Source organism: Thermoanaerobaculia bacterium, assembly GCA_035717485.1.
In the GTDB taxonomy this organism is placed as follows: domain Bacteria; phylum Acidobacteriota; class Thermoanaerobaculia; order UBA5066; family DATFVB01; genus DATFVB01.
In genome coordinates this window covers 1-15,346 of sequence record DASTIQ010000294.1, presented here as the reverse complement: position 1 = coordinate 15,346, position 15,346 = coordinate 1, and the positions used below count along the sequence as shown (strand labels likewise).

Annotated in this window: 16 protein-coding genes; 3 read left to right on the top strand and 13 right to left on the bottom strand. The window is 71.4% G+C overall.

From position 1 onward, the window contains the following. The 3 genes from VFS34_15455 to VFS34_15445 form a co-directional block, all read left to right on the top strand. A partial coding sequence (locus tag VFS34_15455; protein HET9795849.1) for a hypothetical protein occupies nucleotides 1–775 on the top strand: 775 nt, incomplete at its 5' end. A 34-nt stretch (nucleotides 776–809) separates the two neighbouring features. Continuing rightward, the gene (locus tag VFS34_15450) at nucleotides 810–2,441 is read left to right on the top strand and encodes an amidase (GenBank protein HET9795848.1); all 1,632 of its coding nucleotides are present in this window, start codon (nucleotides 810–812) and stop codon (nucleotides 2,439–2,441) included. A gap of 77 nt (nucleotides 2,442–2,518) precedes the next feature. Further along, complete coding sequence (locus VFS34_15445; GenBank protein HET9795847.1) at nucleotides 2,519–3,220, top strand: hemerythrin domain-containing protein; 702 nt, start codon at nucleotides 2,519–2,521, stop codon at nucleotides 3,218–3,220. Between the two features lie 19 nt (nucleotides 3,221–3,239). Here VFS34_15445 and VFS34_15440 read toward each other — a convergent pair whose 3' ends face one another. The 13 genes from VFS34_15440 to nosD form a co-directional block, all read right to left on the bottom strand. Next, a complete protein-coding gene (locus VFS34_15440) occupies nucleotides 3,240–3,743 on the bottom strand; it encodes a GNAT family N-acetyltransferase (GenBank protein HET9795846.1) in 504 nt (167 codons plus the stop codon). Continuing rightward, nucleotides 3,719–4,567: a benzoyl-CoA reductase subunit D gene (bcrD, locus tag VFS34_15435; GenBank protein HET9795845.1), complete on the bottom strand. Its 849-nt coding sequence runs from the start codon at nucleotides 4,565–4,567 to the stop codon at nucleotides 3,719–3,721. Before bcrD ends, VFS34_15440 begins: the two co-directional genes overlap by 25 nt. Beyond that, complete coding sequence (locus tag VFS34_15430) at nucleotides 4,564–5,835, bottom strand: BadF/BadG/BcrA/BcrD ATPase family protein (protein HET9795844.1); 1,272 nt, start codon at nucleotides 5,833–5,835, stop codon at nucleotides 4,564–4,566. Before VFS34_15430 ends, bcrD begins: the two co-directional genes overlap by 4 nt. 19 nt (nucleotides 5,836–5,854) lie before the next feature. Then, nucleotides 5,855–7,129 carry a benzoyl-CoA reductase subunit B gene (gene bcrB / locus VFS34_15425; protein HET9795843.1) on the bottom strand — a complete coding sequence of 425 codons (1,275 nt, stop codon included), beginning with the start codon at nucleotides 7,127–7,129 and terminating at the stop codon, nucleotides 5,855–5,857. Then, the gene (bcrC, locus tag VFS34_15420) at nucleotides 7,126–8,316 is read right to left on the bottom strand and encodes a benzoyl-CoA reductase subunit C (GenBank protein HET9795842.1); all 1,191 of its coding nucleotides are present in this window, start codon (nucleotides 8,314–8,316) and stop codon (nucleotides 7,126–7,128) included. Before bcrC ends, bcrB begins: the two co-directional genes overlap by 4 nt. Further along, nucleotides 8,313–9,077 carry an enoyl-CoA hydratase/isomerase family protein gene (locus tag VFS34_15415; GenBank protein HET9795841.1) on the bottom strand — a complete coding sequence of 255 codons (765 nt, stop codon included), beginning with the start codon at nucleotides 9,075–9,077 and terminating at the stop codon, nucleotides 8,313–8,315. Before VFS34_15415 ends, bcrC begins: the two co-directional genes overlap by 4 nt. Beyond that, nucleotides 9,074–10,171 carry a 6-hydroxycyclohex-1-ene-1-carbonyl-CoA dehydrogenase gene (gene had / locus VFS34_15410; GenBank protein ID HET9795840.1) on the bottom strand — a complete coding sequence of 366 codons (1,098 nt, stop codon included), beginning with the start codon at nucleotides 10,169–10,171 and terminating at the stop codon, nucleotides 9,074–9,076. The genes VFS34_15415 and had overlap by 4 nt, the downstream gene beginning before the upstream one ends. Then, nucleotides 10,168–10,917, bottom strand: coding sequence for a 3-oxoacyl-ACP reductase FabG (gene fabG / locus VFS34_15405; GenBank protein HET9795839.1), 750 nt, complete (start codon nucleotides 10,915–10,917; stop codon nucleotides 10,168–10,170). The genes had and fabG overlap by 4 nt, the downstream gene beginning before the upstream one ends. Then, on the bottom strand, nucleotides 10,914–11,981 hold the full coding sequence (locus tag VFS34_15400) for an enoyl-CoA hydratase-related protein (GenBank protein HET9795838.1): 1,068 nt from the start codon (nucleotides 11,979–11,981) through the stop codon (nucleotides 10,914–10,916). The genes fabG and VFS34_15400 overlap by 4 nt, the downstream gene beginning before the upstream one ends. A gap of 88 nt (nucleotides 11,982–12,069) precedes the next feature. Next, nucleotides 12,070–12,900: an ABC transporter permease gene (locus VFS34_15395; protein ID HET9795837.1), complete on the bottom strand. Its 831-nt coding sequence runs from the start codon at nucleotides 12,898–12,900 to the stop codon at nucleotides 12,070–12,072. Continuing rightward, complete coding sequence (locus tag VFS34_15390; protein HET9795836.1) at nucleotides 12,897–13,340, bottom strand: hypothetical protein; 444 nt, start codon at nucleotides 13,338–13,340, stop codon at nucleotides 12,897–12,899. The genes VFS34_15395 and VFS34_15390 overlap by 4 nt, the downstream gene beginning before the upstream one ends. Then, nucleotides 13,337–13,999, bottom strand: a complete 663-nt coding sequence (locus VFS34_15385; GenBank protein ID HET9795835.1) for an ABC transporter ATP-binding protein — start codon at nucleotides 13,997–13,999, stop codon at nucleotides 13,337–13,339. The genes VFS34_15390 and VFS34_15385 overlap by 4 nt, the downstream gene beginning before the upstream one ends. Beyond that, on the bottom strand, nucleotides 13,996–15,318 hold the full coding sequence (nosD, locus tag VFS34_15380) for a nitrous oxide reductase family maturation protein NosD (GenBank protein ID HET9795834.1): 1,323 nt from the start codon (nucleotides 15,316–15,318) through the stop codon (nucleotides 13,996–13,998). Before nosD ends, VFS34_15385 begins: the two co-directional genes overlap by 4 nt. Between the last annotated feature and the right edge of the window lie 28 nt (nucleotides 15,319–15,346).

Here is a 15,346-nt window from a genome sequence, read left to right as displayed (position 1 = left end):
GCTCCGGGGGAACCCGGTCCCGCCCGAGATCGCCGCGTTTTCCCGCGCGATCCCCCCCTATTTCGCGAAGCTCGAGGACTACGTCGCCCGCGAGCGGATCAGTCAGGACGTCATGCGGGAGGAGAACGCGACGGTGTTCCGACACCAGGTGCTCCTTTCCGATTTCCAGGTCGCGCATCTCGGGGAGGATCCCTCCTCGCTCTGGGAATTCCGGTTCATCCGGTCGGTCGACGGGAAGCCTCTGGACGCCGACCGCCAGATCCAGGACTTCTTCCGGCTCCGCCAGCCGAGCGCCGCCGCGGAGCGCCGCAGCATCGTCGATCTCGCCCGCGAGCACTCGTTTCCGGGATGCTACTGGCACAATCTGACGCTCACGCTCCTCGCGTTCGGGCCGGAGATCGTCGACGACTTCGAATGGTCGAAGAAGGGGAAGCGCTGGTCCTTCCGCCAGGTGCGCGGACTCGGAATTCCCGAGGACCTCTTCGACCCGGCATCCGCGCGGAACTATCCGACCGGAACGCTGGACCTCGCTGCCGACGGCGTCTCGCCCGCCCGCCTCGAGCTCGACTGGGCGAGCCGGGAGAGCCGGCTGCGGGTGACGATGGAGTTTTCCCCTCCGGCGGCGGCCGGGGAGATCGCGCTCCCCCGTCGGTACGTCGCGATCCACGAGCGCCGATCGTCCGGGGCCGTCCGGGACCGCACCGTCTTCGAATATTCCGATTTCCGGAAGTTCACGGTCACGACGGCCCAGGAAACTTCCGACACGTCGCGATGATCCTCCTTCCGGAAGAGCGCCGGGTCGAACGGCCGTGAGCGGCGGGTCCGGGCTCTCGCGGCGATCCCTCCTTCGCTACGGAGCCGCGGGAGCCGCGGCCGCGGCGCTGCCGCTCCCGGCCGGGTCCGCACCGGCTCCGCCAACGCCGCCGCCGGCGTTTCCGCTCGAGGAGGCGACGATCGCGGATCTCGCCGCGAAGATGACGTCGGGCGAGGAGACTGCCCGCTCGCTCGCGGAGAAGTACCTGGCGCGAATCCAGACGCTCGACCGCACGGGCCCGGCGCTCCACTCCGTCCTGGAGATCAATCCCGACGCTCTGTCCATCGCCGCCGCGCTCGACCGGGAACGCCGCGAGAAGGGATCCCGGGGCCCGCTGCACGGAATCCCGGTCCTGATCAAGGACAACGTCGGGACCGCGGACCGGATGTCGACGGCCGCCGGATCGCTCGCCCTCGAAGGCGTCGCCCCGAAGGAGGACAGCTTCGTCGCGCGCCGGCTGCGCGCGGCCGGCGCCGTGATCCTCGGGAAGACGAACCTCTCCGAATGGGCGAATTTCCGGTCGACGCATTCCTCGAGCGGCTGGAGCGCCCGCGGGGGACAATGCCGCAACCCGTACGCGCTCGACCGCAACCCGTCCGGCTCGAGCTCCGGATCGGGTGCGGCGGTCGCGGCGAATCTCGCGGCGGCCGCCATCGGCACGGAGACGGACGGCTCGATCGTTTCCCCGTCGAGCGCCTGCGGGATCGTCGGAGTCAAGCCGACGCTCGGACTCGTCTCGCGCGCCGGGATCGTCCCGATCGCGCACAGCCAGGACACGGCGGGGCCGATGGCCCGGACCGTCCGCGACGCGGCGATCCTCCTGTCGGCGATCGCGGGCGCCGATCCGGCAGACCCGGCGACGCGAACGGCGCCGCCCTTCCGCGCGGAGGCGCTCACCGCCCTCGACGCCTCTGCGATCCGCGGAGCGCGCCTGGGGGTCGTCCGGAAATCGATCTCCGGCAACAACGCGGCGACGGACCGGGTCGCCGATGCGGCGGTCGCCCTGCTCAAGGACCTCGGCGCCGTAGTCGTCGATCCCGCCGACATCGAGACGGTGGACGATTTCGGCAAGACGGAGATCGAGGTGCTGCTCTACGAGTTCAAGGCGGACGTCAATGCCTACCTCGCCGCTCTCGGCCCCTCCGCGCCGGCGCGGACCCTCGCCGATCTCATCGCGTTCAACCGGAAGCACCGCGACCGGGAGATGCCCTACTTCGAGCAGGAGCTCTTCGAGCGGGCCGAAGCGAAGGGACCGCTCACCGAGAAGGCCTACCAGGACGCTCTCGCCGCGGACGTCCAGAACGCCCGGGCGAAAGGGATCGACGCCATCGTTCAGAAGGAGCGTCTCGACGCGCTCGTTTCCGCGACCGGCGGTCCGGCCTGGTTGACGGATCTCGTCAACGGCGACGGCTCGGCCTGGGGGAATTCGACGGTACCCGCCGTCGCGGGATATCCCCACGTCACCGTTCCGATGGGTTTCGTCTTCGGGCTTCCCGTGGGCCTCTCGTTCTTCGGCCCCGCCTGGAGCGAGACCCGGCTCCTCTCGTACGCGCTCGCCTTCGAGCAGGCGACGCGCCACCGCCGCCCGCCGCGATTCCTCCCGTCCGCCGATCTCGCGACCGCCTGAGGGATCCGCCGGCCGCATGATCGCGGTCATACCGGCCGGTTTCCTTTCGCGCGATCCTGCGGCCCAGGAGGGAACCCATGGAAACCGAAACCCGGCGCGACATCGAGCGGCAACCGCGAACCTTCGAAACTCCCCCGTCGAGCGACCTCCTGTCGCGGTTCGACGCGCTCGCTCCCGGCGAGAGTCTGACCCTCGAGACGGAGAGCGAGCCCGCCCGGGAGCTGGCGGATCTCCAGGAGCAGCGCCCGGGCCGATTCGAATGGTCGCCGGACCTCGCCGGACCCGCCTCGTGGCGCACGACCGTCACCCGGCGCTTCGAGGACGCCGGCCGCCGCCGGACGGTCTCGGACGCGCTCGCGTGGGACCACGACCGTCTGGACGCGATCGAGAGAAGCGCGTTCGCCGCGCTGGACCGCGGCGAACGGGAGGAGGCGTCGCGGCTGTTCGAGACGTTCGCGCGCGGGCTCGGCCGCCACATCGGGTTCGAAGAGGCGATTCTCTTTCCCGCCTTCGAGAACGCCACCGGCCATCCGGCGGGCGCCGGACCGACGTCGGTCATGCGCGAGGAGCACCGGATCATCGGGGCGCTCCTGGCGGACATCGCCCGCGAGATCCGCGACCCGTCGGCCTCCCCCATCGGGCGCCGCCGCTCGCTCGCATGGGTCCTCGGAGAGCACAACCAGAAGGAGGAGGAGATCCTCTACCCGATGACCGACGCGGCGCTCGGTTCCGACGGCGCGGATCGGCTCGTGCGGGAGATCCAGGCCTTCCGGACGTAGCCGGCGCGGCGCCCCCCTCTCAGCGGGCGGCGGTCTCGCGTTCCGTCGACGTCTCCCGGTCCGGCGGAGCCACGACGCTCGCTTCCAGGACCAGCCGGGGCAGGGGCGCGAACCCCCGCCGGGCGAGGAAGCGGGACAGGTCGTGTTCCTCCCATCCGACCTCGGTCCGGACGCGCTCGATCCCGAGCGCGCGGAGGTTCCGGAGCAGCTGATCGACGAGCGCCGTCCCGATCCCGCGCCCGGCGAACGCCTCGTCGACGAGGATGGTATCGATCTGCGCCGCCGGCTCGGGCTGCCCGAATTCGCCGTACAGGAGCGAGCCGAGGAGCGCGCCCACGAGGGTGCCGTCGCGCTCCACGCCGAGCGAGATCCGGATATCGGTCTCCTGGAGCGCGCGGCGCAGCTTCCGTTCGTACCAGAGCCGCCGATTTCGGCCGGTCAGCCGTTCGTCCATCCGCACCAGGCGCTCGAGATCCCCCTCCGTGAGGAGGCGAACGCTCACGCCGTCGCTGCTGCTGTCCATGAATATCCCTCCTGGCCGATCTTGCGATACCGGTATTCCCCCCAGATCGCCGCGCCGATCGCCCCGGCGAACGCGCTGAGCGCGTGGCGCACCGGGACGGGAGCCGCGCCGTCCGCGGCGCCGGACGCGAGCGCGCGCGCGAGCGCGCCGACGAGCCCGTCGTCCGCGGCGAGTCCCCCGGTGACGAAGACGACGCCGGAGACCGCGAGCGTCTGGAGGAGGCGGGCGAGCCGTCCCGCCATGCTCTCGTGGATGCCGCGCAGGATCTCCGCCGTCGGAATGCCGCGCGAGACCATGTTGATGACGTCGGTTTCCGCGAGCACCGCGCAGATCGAGCTCACCGTTTCCCCGCGCCCGGCGGAGAGCGAAAGCGCGCCGACCTCCGTGAGCGAAACCCCGAGGTACCGGGCGATGTTCTCGAGGAACTGCCCCGATCCCGACGCGCACTGGCTGGTCATCTTCGAAGCGAGGACGCGCCCGGATGGATCGACCGCCATCGCGCGCGCATGGAGCGCGCCGAGATCGAGGACGGCCCGCGCCCGGGGCTCGAGGAACAGAGCGCCCCGCGCGTGGGTCGTCATCCCGAAGAAGTGCCCGGTCGCGAACGGCGTCTCCTCCCCTTCGCCCGTCGTCGCGACGTAGTGCAAGTCCCGTATCCCGGCGGCCTCGCAGGCCGCGTCGAACGTCTCCCGGACGACCCGGCCCACCTCCCGTTTTCGGATCCGCGCCTCGACATGCGAAAGGACGGAGAACGCTTCGCCGGACTTCTCGAGAACGACCGCCTTGACGGCGCTGCTGCCGACGTCGATCCCGGCCGTGGTCACGCGGCCCTCCGCGCGAAGAGGGCCGCGCCGAGCGCCCCCGTGTAGATGCTGTCGGCGGAGATGTTGATCCGGCGCTCTCCGTAGTTCTCGGCGACGAGGTTCCGGAGAGCGAGCACGGCCGCGGGGTTCTTCGCGACGCCGCCGGTGAACGTGAACTCGTCCGCGATTCCGCCCGACCGCGCGACGAGGCTCATCGCCCGCAGGATCACCGCGCGGTGCAGGCCCGCGAGGATGTCTTCGCGCCGCTCGCCGAGGGAGAGACGCTCGCGGAGCTCCGCTCCGGCGAAAACGGTGCAGGTCGAGTTGATCCGCACGGGCGCGCGGCTTTCGAGCGCGAGCGGCCCGAGCTCGTGAAGGCCCATGTTCATCTCGTCGGCGATGTAGCCGAGGTATCTCCCGCACCCCGCGGCGCACCGGTCGTTCATCTGGAACGACGTGACGAGGCCGTCGCCGTCGACCTGGATCGCCTTCGTGTCCTGCCCTCCGATGTCGAGGACGGTCCGGGTCGCGGGAAACATGGCGTGCGCGCCGAGCCCGTGGCACAGGATCTCGGAACGGATCTGCTCCTTCGGGAAAGGCAGGCGGGCCCGCCCGTATCCCGTCCCGACGCTCGCGGCGATCTCGAGGTCCGCGGAAGCCGCGGCCTGGGCGGCTTCCGCGACGCCGGGCGCACCTTCGCAGCGCGCGAGCGCGGCCCGGATGTGATTCGGGAAGCCGAGGTCGAGCGGCTCGTTCTCCACCGCGATGATGCTGTGGTCGTAAAGCCCGATGAGGAGATCGCACGTGACCCCGCGGGGGTCGGCGATCTCCTGCGCGACCCGCGCGTAAGCGGAGCCGGCGGCGTCCCGGAAGAAGTCGGAGCGGTCGGCCGCCTCGTCCCCGCGGAAGCGTTCCTCTTCCTCGGCGACGAGCCGCGCGAAGAGTTCCTCGAGGGTCGCGGCGAGCGCGGACTGGAGCGAGGCCGGCGCGGCTCGCGGCGCGCTCGCCTCGATCCACTGACGGAGGCGCGCCCACTGGACGAGCCTCTGCTCGAGCCGGAAGGCCCGGAGGAGGCGGTCGAGAGCGGCCGGCCCGGCCGCCCGCTCGACGCCGGCGCGGAGCAGCGAAAAGCGGGCCGAGACGAACGCTTCCGTCCGCGCGACTTCCGCCGCGAGGTCGTAGTTCGACCGGGAGTTCGTGATCCCGCGTCCGAGGACGGCGCCCTCTTCGTCGAGGACGACCGCCTTCGTCGTCGTGGAGCCGAGATCGATCCCGACGAATGTCTTCATGGCGATCGCCGTCTCCTCTTCATCGCGCCGCCGCTCCGCGTCGGGCTTCGATCATCTGGAGATAGCTCTCGAGGCGGTTCTTCAGGTTCGCCGGAGAGAAGTAGCGCGGATCGACCAGGTCGGATTCGAAGAACGCTCCGGGCACGCCCGTGCGCTTCTCGACTTCGCGGAGGATCGTGAGCTGCCCCGCCGAGAACGAGTTGCACGACTTGACCGAATGGATGACGAACCCGTCCGCCGAATAGCGCTCCACGTAGTCCGCGAGCATCCTCACCCTTCCCGGAAGGTCGATATTCGTGTAGCAGCCGCCGCAGTAGTCGGCCAGCGTCCCGAGCGGGTCCTCCATGTCGTGGCGGAACCCGAAGTCGTACGTCCCGCCGACTTTCGAATACGTCGACGCGACGACGACGGCGCCCTCGTCCGAGAAGAGCTTCCAGAAATCGCGGAAGTGCGTCCAGTTCGGCGGTCCTTCGACGACGAGGCGATATTTCTGCCGGGTGAGCACGCCCGAGGGAGTCGAGGGACCGAGCCCCTGCCGTGCGCGCTCCTCCACCTCTTCGCGGAGCGTGCGGTAGTACTCGGCACCCTCTTCCGTGCCGCGGAACGCCGAGAAGATCGGGCCGACGTAATAGACGGCGCCGAAGTAGGCGTCGATCGGGCTCGGCCTCCGCATCGCCGACTCGAACACCGCGACGAGGTCCTCCTCGGCGCGCGCGCTCCGGGCGAGGCTCTCCCGGAGGCGTCCCTCGTCGTACGGCTTCCCCGTCAGCCGCTCGAGCGCCGGGATCACGGTCTCGCGGATCTGCCGCGCGACGTACGCGCGATGCCCGGGCGTGATCGACCCGTCCCCCTGGTACGGCACCTGGACGAAGACGACCGGGCAGTCGTATTCCTCGCGCAGGAGCTCGAACCACTTCATGAACGTGTAGCACCCCGTGTAGGAGAGGAGGAGGAGGTCGGGCCGCGGCAGACGGGTCCCGGTCGGGCCGACGTTCCCGGAGCGCGCCATCCCCACGTCGCATTTGACGTACGAGCAGACGTCCTCGGAATGGCCCGCCTTCTCCGCCGTCGCGATGTAGCCCGCGCTCTTCCCGCGCATCGCGGACTGGAGCGCGTTGATCTCGGGGAAGACCGGGAGCGCGTCGAAGGAGCGCACGAGCTCGTTCAGGTTTCCGGGAACGAACGTGTAGACGACCGGCTCGCCCGATTTCGGCGCGTCCTCGAGGCGCCGGTAGTGGTCGGCGAGCATCTCCTTCTGGATCTCCATGGAACGATCCTTGGCGATCTCGGTCATGTCTTCCCCCACAGCTTGATCGAGTCCGCGAAGGTCCCGGCGAGCTCCCGGAACTGCTGGAACTGGCCCGTGTTCTCCGCGAACTTGAACGCGATCGACGGAACGCCGGCCGCTTCCGCTCCGGCGCGGAGCATCGGCCGGTCGAGGAGGGCGGGATCGCAGAAGCTCGCCGACGCGAAGATGACGCCGTCCGCGCGGGCGTCCGCCACGCGGCGCGCGATCAGCTCGCGCTTCCCCTCGGCCCGCCCCTCGTAGAGGATCGACGTCTTTCGGGCCGAGCGCACGAACGCCTCGGCGAGCTCGCGGATCGGATCGCCGTCGGACGGAACCTCCTCGGCGACGAGGCGGTTTCCCAGAAGGAAGTCGTCGTCGACGATCGAACACCCCGCGCGCTCGATCGTCTTGATGAGGCCGAGCGGCGGAGGCTCGCAGAACGCGCCGGCGACGACGACCCGCACGCGGTCGCGCTTGCGGCCGGGCTCCGCCTCGGCGGCCGCGAGATAGTCCCGGGCCCTGGCGAGGAATATCCCCGCCGGAACGACTTCCCCCGCCCGCAGCAGCGTGTAGAGTTCTTCGGTCGGCACCTTCTCGGGCGCGTCGCGGCGGAGGCGGTAGAGCCGGCCGATGACCGCGCGCAGCTCGTTTTCGACGCGGATTTCCTGGCGGAGGCGAGTCTGGCTCGGCCGCGTGCCCGCGATCTCGCACAGGTCGAGGAACAGGGAGCGCAGCTCCGATTCCCAGAAGTCGGCGGCGATCGCGCGCTCCGGGACCTGCGGCAGGTCGAGATACCGCACGTAGAGCTCGGGATAGAGGAGCCGCCACACGCCGGAAAGGTTGCGGATCACGTCGCACGTCGAGGGGAAGAGCATCGCCGACAGCATCGAGAGGCGTCCCGACTGGGCCAGCTCGATCACGGAGCGCGGCAGGTGGCAGATGTACGACTGGTAGAACGCGTCTCCGCGGATGATCTCGAGGCGGTCGCCGCCCCCGTGGACGCCGACCGGAAGCATTCCGGCGGCGCGGATCACCTCGCGCGGGGCGTACACGGGAAGATAGCCGGCGGCGCGGCGCGACGGGTCTTCCGCGAGCCATTCCCGCGCGGCCGAGAAGTCGAGATCGCCGGCCGTTTCCGCCGCCCAGTCGACGATGGCGACGCGAGTCGGCGCCGGCGAAGGCGCGCGGTTCAACGGTTCTCCCAGCGGGGCTTGCGTTTCTCCAGGAACGCGCGGAGGCCCTCGACGGGATCGCGTCGCGCCATGAGCTCGTCGAGATAGACCTTCTCGAGGGCCGGCAGGTCGTCCGCGAGAGCGAGCGCGAGGGGCCGGCGGACGGCTCTCGACGCGAAGCGGAGAGCGACGGCCGACTTCGGCGCGAGCGTCTCCTCGAACCAGGCCCGGAACGCCTCCTCGGGATCGGCGGCGCACGCGTCGGCGAGCCCCGTGCGCGCCGCCGTTTCTCCGTCGACGGCCGATCCGGAGAGGATCATCTGGGTGGCCGCCGGTCCGCCGATGCGCCACGGAAGGAGGATCGCGGCGATCGGCGGGAAGACCGCGAGCCGGATCTCGGGAACGGCGAACCGCGCCGTCGGATCGCAGAAGACCCGGCCGCACCACGCCGCGAGCTCGAGGCCCCCGCCGAGGCACTGGCCCCGCACGATCGAGGCGGTCGGGATTCCCGAGTCTTCGAGATCGACGAGGAGGGACCGGAACGCGGGGAGGAGCTCGCCGACCCGCTCGGGCAGGTGCTCGGCGACAGACGCCCCGAAGCTGAAGTTGGCCCCCGCGCCTTCGAAGACGAGCGCTCGGACGTCCGGATCGGCCGCGATCTTCCCGATCGCGCTTCGGATCGCCGCGAACGTCTCGAGATCGAGGATGTTCGCGGGAGGGCGGTCGAGGACGATCCGCCCGACTCCGCCCTCCCCGGAAACCAGACGCACGGGATCCCTCAAGCGCGGAGGCCCTCGTCGGGAACGAGCACGACGCGCCCCGACACCCGATGCTCGCGGAGATCCTCGAAGACGCGGGTCACCGAAGAGAGAGACCGCATTTCCGTCGACGAAACCACGTCGATCCTCCCCTCGAGCACCAGCCGGACGATCTCCGGATAATGCGCCGGATCGCATCCCCAGTTTCCCACCGCCTTCGCGTCGAACGCCATCAGGTTCGAAAGCCGGACGGAAACGGCGTCGAGCGTGAAGCCGACGATCATCAGGGTCGCTGCGGGGCCGAGGAGTCCGAAAGCCGTCGTCTGCCCGGCCGCCGTCCCGGAGCACTCGTAGATCTTCCAGCCGGCCGCCGCGGCGCCGGCCTTCCGCGCGGCGGCCTGCACGCGCCCCCGGATCTCCTTCGCCGAGAGTCCGGAAGGATCGATCGCGTCGACGGCGCCCTTGTCGCGCGCGGCCTCGAGCCGCGCCGGATCGACGTCGATCGCGATCACCGCCGCGCCGCGGTCGCGAGCGATCTGCGCCGCGTAGCCGCCGACTCCTCCCAGCCCCACGACGACCGCCGCGTCCCCGGCGGCCGCTCCCGACCGCAGCACCGACTGGTACGCGGTCGACACGGCGTCCGCGACGACCGAGAGGTGCCGGAGAGTGGTCTTTCCCGCCAGCGGAGCGTCGGGATCCGAGGATGCCCCCGGGACCGGACACAGCGCGCCCGCCGGCACGACGACGTGCGTCGCGAAACCGCCGTCGCGGTCGTTTCCGGGCATCACCTGGGCGGCGCAGACGGTCGCACGGCCGGCCCGGCACTCCGCGCAGGTCCCGCACGGCATGACGGCCGGCACGACGACGGCGCGGCCCACGAGCGAACGAAACGCGCTCCCCGCGTCCTCGACGTATCCCGAGATCTCGTGGCCGAGGACGAGGGGCAGCGGGTGGCGCGTGCGCACTCCGGCCTCCAGGAACCCGGCGTCGGTGTGACAGACGCCGCACCCGGCGACGCGCACGAGCGCCTCTTCGGGACCGGGGACCGGGATCGCCCGCTCCACCCGGCGAAGCGGCCCGCCCGCGGCCTCCAGAACGTAGCCGACGTATCCGTTCACGCGCCCATCCCCTGTCCCCCGTCGACCGGCAGACGGGCTCCCGTGATGTGGGAGGCCGAGTCGCCGAGAAGGAAGCCGACGGCGGCGGCCACGTCCTCCGCCCTTCCGGCGCGGCCGAGCGGAATCTCGGCCAGCGCGCGCTGCCGGACCGCCTCGGGCAGGCGCGCGGTCATCGGAGTCTCCGTGAAGCCGGGCTCGACGACGTTGACCGTCACCCCGGAAGCGGCGAGCTCCCGCGCGGCGCTCCGGGCCAGTCCGAGGAGGCCCGCTTTCGCCGCCGCGTAGTTCGCCTGCCCGAATTTCCCGCGCCGGCCGTTGATCGACGAGACGATCACGATTCGTCCGCTTCCCTGCCGCCGCAGCGCCGGCGCCGCCGCCCGGATGAAGTGCGCCGCGCCGCCGAGGTCGACGTCGATGACGCCGTTCCATTCCTCGTCGGTCATCTTCCAGAGGACGGCATCCCGGCAGATCCCGGCGGCGAGAACGAGATGGTCGAGCCGCCCGCGGCGGCGGATCAGATCGGCGACGATCGAGCGGACGCGCGCCGGGTCCGCGACGTCGCCGTCGTAGAGGTCTTCGGCGTCGAAGCGGCGGCGCAGCCGGGCGAGGGCGCGGGAATCGCGGTCGACGATCGCGACCGCGGCCCCCGCCTTCCGGAGCGCCTCGGCGCACGCGCGCCCGATTCCGGAGGCGCCCCCGGTCACGAGCGCGACGCGGCCCCGAAACCGCGCGGGCGTCTTCCTCACCGCACCACGGCCGGCGCCCCGACTTCGGCGCCGCACGCTCCGCAGAAGCGGAAGCCCGAGGGAAGACCCGATGCTCCGCAGGAGGCACACGCGCCGACGTGCGCTCCCCACGGCGTTTCCGGAGAGCCTCCCGGCAGGGTCGCGCGGGCGCGAACCGCGGCGAAGTCGACGGGCCGCTTCTGCGCGAAGGCGGTCATCCCCTCGAGCGGCTCGTAGTCCGTGTAATGCAGCGACAGCCAGTCCTGGGCGTGGCGCACGGTCAGCGACCAGGAGAGGTCCTTCCAGAAGTTCGCCTGCTGCTTCGTGTATCGCATGCATTCCGGGAACGTCGCCAGGAGCTCGCGCGCGAGCGCATCGACCTCCTCGTCGAGACGGGAGAGGTCGATCGCGTACCCCTCCTGTCCTTTCCGCGCCTTCTCGATCTGCTCCCCCGACGGAGCGTCCACGAAGGCCCCGTCCCGGGTGATCGTCGGCGCGACCCGGTTGACGAGCCCCCACTCCAGCGCCTGGCGAGCGGCGATCTGGCGGTTCGTGAAGAGCATCTCCCGCGCGCGCTTGTCTCCCGCCGCGAGGGAGAGCCACTGGGTCGCGCCCCCGCACGCGACCGATCCGACGCGCACCCCCACCTGGCCGACCGACGCGTGCTCGCCGATCACCGCGAGATCGCAGGCGAGGACGGTCTCGTTCCCGCCGCCGACCGCCACGCCGTTGATGCGGGCGATCACGGGCTTGCCGGTCGAGAGGATCGCGTCGATGTAGGCGCGGAAGAGCGCCATGTATTTCCAGTAGTCGCGCGGCGCGGCGATGTACTTCTCCGCGTATTCCTTGACGTCGCCGCCGGTGCAGAACGCCCGGTCTCCGGCGCCCGTGAGCACGACCACGCCGACGGCGTCGTCGAACGACGCGTCCCGGAGGGCCGTCGCGAGCTCCTCCAGGCACGCCGTCGAGTACGCGTTGTATCGGGCCGGCCGGTCGATCGTGATTCGCGCGACTCCGGCGGCCTTCGCGTACAGGATCTCGCGGAATCCGAAGCTCGAGGGTTCCCGGGACTCGAAAGCGCGCATCGAGGACCTCCTGCGGCCGGCCGGGGACCCGCCGGCTGTTGTCATTGATGCTAGGGCAGGGGGTCCGCCATCCCCTGATGCACCCGCATCACAGGTCCCGCCTTCCGATGAGCACCGAGGCGCCGGCGAGCGATCCGGCCGCCCAGCCGAGGAGCGCCGCTCCGGCGAGCGCGCCGGCGGCGGCCGGCCCGCCGAGGAAGAACGCCCAGGCGTCCCCCGCCGCTCCGAGGACGTGGGGAGTGCCGGCGACCGAGAGGGTGAGGACCCGGGCGACCGCCGCGGGATTCCCGAAAACGGAGAGGAAGAGGGCCCGGGCGCCGACGCGGCCCGTCAGCATTCCGGCGAGCGCGAGCGCCGCCGAGTCCTCGAGCAGCACGAAGAAGAACCAGGCGAAGGCGGCCACCCCGAGGGCCGTCGCCCGCCGCGACACCGCGGCCGCGATCGCCGCGGCGATCGCGAGGAACACCGCGCCGAGCACCGCCGAGACGCCGACGAAGAAGAGGAAGCGCGGGAGCCCTTCTCCCCCGGCGCTTCCGGCGACGACGAGCGCTCCGGCGCCGAATCCGAGGCCGATCGCGGCCGCCAGCGTCGCGGTCTGGCCGGCCCACTTTCCGAGGACGACCTCGAAGCGCGTCACCGGCTGGGCGAAGAAGAACGCCTCGGTGCCCGGCTCGCCCGACTGGCCGGTGACGCCGAGCAGGAGGGCCGTCAGCGGCACGAGGACGAGAGTCAGGGGAACGAGGGCGACCGTCGTCCGCGCGAAGCTCTCGGCGCCGGAGATCTCCGACATCGCGCCCGCCGCCCACGCCGCCCCGACGACGAGAAGGGCGAAGGCGGCGGCGAACCAGCGAATCCACTTCAACCGCACGGCCGCGGAAAATTCCGCCGCGGCGACGACGCGAACCGTCGAGAAGCTCACTTCCCGTTCCTTCGTTCCCCGGGGCCGGAGGCCAGATCGGCCCACCGCCGCACGCGTCCCTGCGCGTCTCTCGCCTTCGCCTGGGCCGCCGTCGAGAACGCGAAGAACCCGTGTCCCATCGGCGTCCGCTCCCCGGTCTTCGCGAAGAACGCGTCCTCCGCGGCGATCCATTTCGATCCGCCGTCCGCGCGAACGAAGAACCTTCCGCGGATCGGCACGCGCCCGGCGTCGTCGGCCGCGCATCCGAGATCGTCGTAGTAGCGGGTCTCTTCCCGCTCGGAGACGTATTCGGCCGCATCGCCGATCTCCGAAATCATCATCCCGCACCGGGCGCAGGTGTAACGGTCGAGCGGCAGGGGCTCGGGCGCGATTCGGCGGGCGCACGCCGCGGCTCCGGCCAGGACGACGAAGAGGGCGGCCGCGGCGGCGAGCCGCCTCACGCCTGGCCTCCGGCGAGCACGCGCAGCCGGCTCTCCCGGACCCGGCCGTCGGAAAGCGACACGACGCGTCCGGCGAGGTGCTCGAGGTCCGCCGGAATGTGCGTCGTGAAGAGGAGCGATCGGCCCGACGCCGTGATCTCCCGGGCGCGCGCCAGGAAGATTCCCGTCGCCCGGGCGTCGAGGTTCGACGACGGCTCGTCGAACAGGGCGAGCTCCGCGTCCGGGAGCAGCGCGCAGGCGAGCGCGAGGCGCTGCCGCTCTCCGCCGGAGAGGTTCGCGACGTTCGCCCCGGCCAGTTCAGAGAGCTCGCAGCGCTCGATCTCCTCGTCGACCCGGGACGCCGAGAGCGCGCGAAGACGGGCGACGAGCTCGACGGTCTCGCGCACGGTGAGCGTCCCCGGAAAGGCGGGCCGCTGGGGAAGATACGAGAGGTGCCGCCGCGCGGCGCGCCCGTCGCTCACCGCGTCGATTCCGCAGATCTCGATCCGCCCGGCGTCCGGCCGCGCGAGCCCGGCGATGGCCCGCAGGGTCGTCGTCTTCCCCGAGCCGTTTCCGCCGACCAGCGCGACGCACTCGCCCGCCTCGACGGCGAGGTCTACGCCCGCGAGCACGCGGCGCTTCCCGAACGACTTCTCGAGGCCGGATACCGAGAGGATCATCGCCCGCTCCGCCGGCGGGCGGCCAGGACCCCCGCGAACGCGACGGCGACGACACCCGAGCCCGCCAGTCGCCGCCGGCCCCGGCCTTCCTTCGGCCGACGCACGAGAGGCGCGCGGTCGACCGATCCGTCCTCGCCGGGATCGACGGAGGACGCCGCGAAATCGAGCGCCGCCGCCGCCGGCGAGGCGAGGAAGAGGCGCGCCGCCGGATTGTTCCCCTCGATCCGGGAGAAGGCGGAGGCGACCGGCTGCGGCTCGCGGCCCGTGCCGCGGCCGTCGAAATCGATCCCGCGATAGCCGCTCCACCAGTTGCCGCGCCCCTTCTCCGACCAGCGCGTCGAGGAGGAGCCGCCCGAGATGACCACGGGAGTGAGGTTACCGTCGAAGACGTTTCCGGTGAAGACGTTCTCCTCCGCGGAAGCGAACAGCTGCACCGCCGTGTCGTTGAACGCGAAGCGGTTTTCCGCGAAACGGTTCCGGGACGAGCCCTCGATCTGCACGGCGCGAGCATCGTCGGAAAACTCGTTCTCCTCGACCCGGGAGTCGTCGCACTCCTTGAAGGAAAGGCCGGCCGACGCGACGCCCCGGTTGCGAAGGAAACGGTTTCCCCGGATCTCGACCTTCCGGCAGTTCATGACGTTCGCGCCGACGGAGCATCCCGTGAAGACGTTGTCGACGAATTGCGCTCCGTCGGTGAACATGTCGTGGAGGCCGTACCGGGAATCGGACACCGTGTTCCGGCAGACGAGCGCCGCCGGCGCGTACTGGAGGTAGATCGCGTCGCGCATCCCGCGGATCGCGTTGTCGGCGACGAGTCCCCGCGGCGACCGGTAGAAATACACGCCGTCGCCGCGGCGCCCGAACGGCTCGGCCGAGAACCCTTCGATCGAATTCCCTTCGATGCGGTTGTCCGCGCCTTCCGACACGACGCCGTAGAAGACGCGCCTCAGGCGGTTGCCCGCGACGACGTTCCGGTCGGAACCGAGATGGATTCCGGCATCCATGGATCCGCCGAGCCCCGTGCCGCTCTCCTCGATCGCCAGGCCCCGGATCTCGCAGCCCGGCGCGGCGACGTCGATCACGGTCCCGGCGCCGGTGCCCATCAGCACCGGCATCCCCTCTCCGCGGATCGCGACGGTCTTCGCGATCGAGAGGTCCTCCCGGTAGATCCCGGGGGACACGCGGATGGTGTCCCCGGGAGCGGCCGCCGCGACGGCGGGCGCGATCATCGGGAAGTCCGCGCCGCGCGGCGCCACCCGCCAGGTCCGCGCGCCGAGCGGCGCCGCGAGCAGGAGGGCGGCGGCGAGCCCGCGTTTCACGCGCGGGCTCCGCCGAAGCCGGGAAGAG